Source organism: Streptomyces sp. NPDC088194 (assembly GCF_040702025.1).
In the GTDB taxonomy this organism is placed as follows: Bacteria; Actinomycetota; Actinomycetes; order Streptomycetales; family Streptomycetaceae; genus Actinacidiphila.
This window is the reverse complement of sequence record NZ_JBFBIV010000204.1, coordinates 1-2,826: the sequence shown is the minus strand read 5'-3', so window position 1 is coordinate 2,826 and position 2,826 is coordinate 1. Positions and strand designations below refer to the sequence as shown.

Here is a 2,826-nt window from a genome sequence, read left to right as displayed (position 1 = left end):
GGTCGTAACCCGGTGCTCCCCGCGCGAGCGGGGCTGTTCCCGGCGTGCGGCTGCCGGTGTCGGCGCCGCGCATGTGCTCCCCGCGCGAGCGGGGCTGTTCCCGTGGCCGTGGTGTACGAGTACCCGATGCCAGCGTGCTCCCCGCGCGAGCGGGGCTGTTCCCCTGCGGATCTAAGGTGGGTGCACACCGCCGACGTGCTCCCCGCGCGAGCGGGGCTGTTCCCGCCTCCACGTGGCCCCTGGGGACCCTCACCGAGTGCTCCCCGCGCGAGCGGGGCTGTTCCCGAGCCGTGGCCCGGCGGGACGCGCGCCCAGTTGGTGCTCCCCGCGCGAGCGGGGCTGTTCCCCACCAGTTGATCGACGGCCTCGCCCCCACCCCGGTGCTCCCCGCGCGAGCGGGGCTGTTCCCCGGAGCGGGATGGTGCGGTCGGCGACGGTGAGGTGCTCCCCGCGCGAGCGGGGCTGTTCCCGGGCCGACCACGGTCACGGTGTCGTCGTACAGGTGCTCCCCGCGCGAGCGGGGCTGTTCCCTTGGCCGGGAGGCCGTGCTTGTCGACGGCCCAGTGCTCCCCGCGCGAGCGGGGCTGTTCCCCAAACCGCAGACATTCGGGCCTGGGCAAAAGAGTGCTCCCCGCGCGAGCGGGGCTGTTCCCGGGACCGGCAAGTTCCGACAGCCGGGCGTAAGGTGCTCCCCGCGCGAGCGGGGCTGTTCCCAGCAGCAGCTCATCGAACCCCGTGGCCACCGGGTGCTCCCCGCGCGAGCGGGGCTATTCCCGGTACTCGGCTGCGGCCGTTGTACGGCCCCTTGTGCTCCCCGAGCGAGCGGGGCTCTTCCCCTCTTCCGCGCCTACGCGGACGGCGGGACTGAGTCCTTCCGCATCTGCGGGGAAACGCTGGCGGTGCTCTCGGCGCTACATCGGAGGTCGCATAGCCCGGTCAACTCCGCTGAGCAAAGGTAGGTAAGCCGCTACGAGTCCGCCCGGGTACGCCCGGGCGGTAAGCGGTCAGCCAGTGGCGGACGACCTCCATCCGGCACACGACAGCGCTTCGGCTCGGGCCGCCACCACGGCCATCCGGGCTTCGCGTTCGGCGTCGTCCGTGTGGCTGGCTTGGGCCGTGGCCTGGCCTTCCCACTTGCGGTAGAGGAGGCCGTGCTCCCGCGTGAAGTAGCCACGGCTCACGGTGTTCAGGGCCAGCAACAGGCCCGTGTCCTCGGAAGCCGGCAAGGCCATCCACCCGCCCAGCGCGAGCAGCAGGTCACGGCGGACGAAGAGGGTCGCCGGGTGGACCTGGGCGCGGAAACCGTTCGCCTTCCAGTAGTCGACGACGGCGCCGCGGGCGATCGGGCCGTCGGCCGGGTCACCGTCGAAGCCGGCGGTGGAGCCGTCGGGGAGGAGGTCGAGGACGCGGGACGTGGCCCAGCCGAGGTTCGGGTCGGCCTCCAGGAGGGCCAGATCGCGGGCGAGGGCGCCCGGGGTCAACTGGTCGTCGGCGTCGAGGACTTTGACGTAGGGGCCGGAGGCGTACGCGAGGGCGATCGTGCGGGCGACGCCGGGACCGCCGGGCCGGCCCTGGTGGAAGGTGACGCGGGGGTCGTCCGGGACGTGGGGCCGTACGGCGTCGCTGCGGCCGTCCTCCTGGATGACCCAGTGCCACTCCCAGCCGGCGGGCAACTCCTGGGCGCACAGGGACTTGTAGGCGTCCGCGAGGTAGGGCGCGGAGGGTGCGTGGACGGCGGTGATGACGTCGATGCGGCGGTCCGCCACGGCGGTCACCACCTTTCCAGGGGGGTGGTGTACGTCATGACGGTGCGGTCGCCCGGCAGTCGGACGAAGGAGTGCTCGACCACGCGGCCGGTGGTGTCGTAGGAGGTCTTGCCGAGGACGATCAGCGAGGCGCCCGGCGGCAGGCCCAGTTCCTCGGCCTCATCGGGGGACGGCGGGCGGGCGAGGACGCGTTCCTCGATCCGGTCCAACTCGATTCCGATCGAGTGGAGTTGACTCTGCGTACCACCAGGCCAGGGTTCGTTGGCGGCGTCCAGGAGGTCGGGGTTCTCGCTGACCACGTCGCGGACGAGGTAGGAGTCGACGAGGCTGAAGGGGTGGTCCTCGGCGCGGTACCGGGTGCGGTAGGTGCGCTCCACCATGATCGTGCCGACCGGCACATCGAAGATCTCGGCCAACTCCGCACCGGCTTCGACCTGTTCGTATGACGCATGGAAGACCAGGTCGTCCACGCCGAGCCCGGTGTCGTGCTCCGTCGCGCCGGTCTGCTTCCGCTGCTGCTCGGGCTCCCGGGCGCGGTCCTTCTCCCACTGGTGCCGCAGGTTCGTGCGGAGCACCTGCGTACGCGCCTGCCGCACGAAGTTGCCGCGGCCGTGCTGCTTCTCGATGAGCCCCTCGGCCTGGAGAAGGCCGAGTGCCTGACGCAGGGTCGGCAGGCTCTTGCCGTAGTCGTCGGCGAGCGCCGTCTCGGAGGGCAGGCGGTCGCCAGGACTCAGCTCACCTGCACGGATGCGGTCGCGTAGATCGTCCGCGATCCGTTCGTACGCCTTGGCCATACAGCTCACCGTCCTGATCATCGGGCGGCCTCAGCATACAACTCCTCAAGAGGTCTTGACGACTTAAGGAGTCGCGTGTCACAGTCGGCGGCGTACTCCTCAAGAGGACATGAGGACATGTTCTCTTGAGGAGTCGAGAGACAGAAGCGCCCGGAGGGCCCGCGCAACGGACCTGAAGGCAGCGCCCGTCGCTTGAGAACTCCACAGCGCGCACCTGATCGAACGAGTGCTTTTGATCCCGGCACGGCCGCCGCCCCCGAGCGGCC

The 2,826-nt window shown here is 71.1% G+C and carries 2 protein-coding genes and 1 CRISPR repeat array; both genes read right to left on the bottom strand.

What is annotated here, in order from left to right; all coding sequences use genetic code 11:
- Positions 1-12 precede the first annotated feature (12 nt).
- A CRISPR array of direct repeats spans positions 13-836; the repeat unit is 29 nt; unit sequence GTGCTCCCCGCGCGAGCGGGGCTGTTCCC.
- 168 nt (positions 837-1,004) lie between these two features.
- The gene (locus tag AB0399_RS40370) at positions 1,005-1,775 is read right to left on the bottom strand and encodes a glycosyltransferase family 2 protein (RefSeq protein WP_366414679.1); all 771 of its coding nucleotides are present in this window, start codon (positions 1,773-1,775) and stop codon (positions 1,005-1,007) included.
- Complete coding sequence (locus AB0399_RS40365) at positions 1,772-2,560, bottom strand: GntR family transcriptional regulator (RefSeq protein ID WP_366414680.1); 789 nt, start codon at positions 2,558-2,560, stop codon at positions 1,772-1,774. Before AB0399_RS40365 ends, AB0399_RS40370 begins: the two co-directional genes overlap by 4 nt.
- Positions 2,561-2,826 lie beyond the last annotated feature (266 nt).

What these genes read in the sequence shown, in the direction of transcription:
- AB0399_RS40365 (WP_366414680.1), bottom strand. Translation starts at nt 2,560, where the DNA reads ATGGCCAAGGCGTACGAACGGATCGCGGACGATCTACGCGACCGCATC.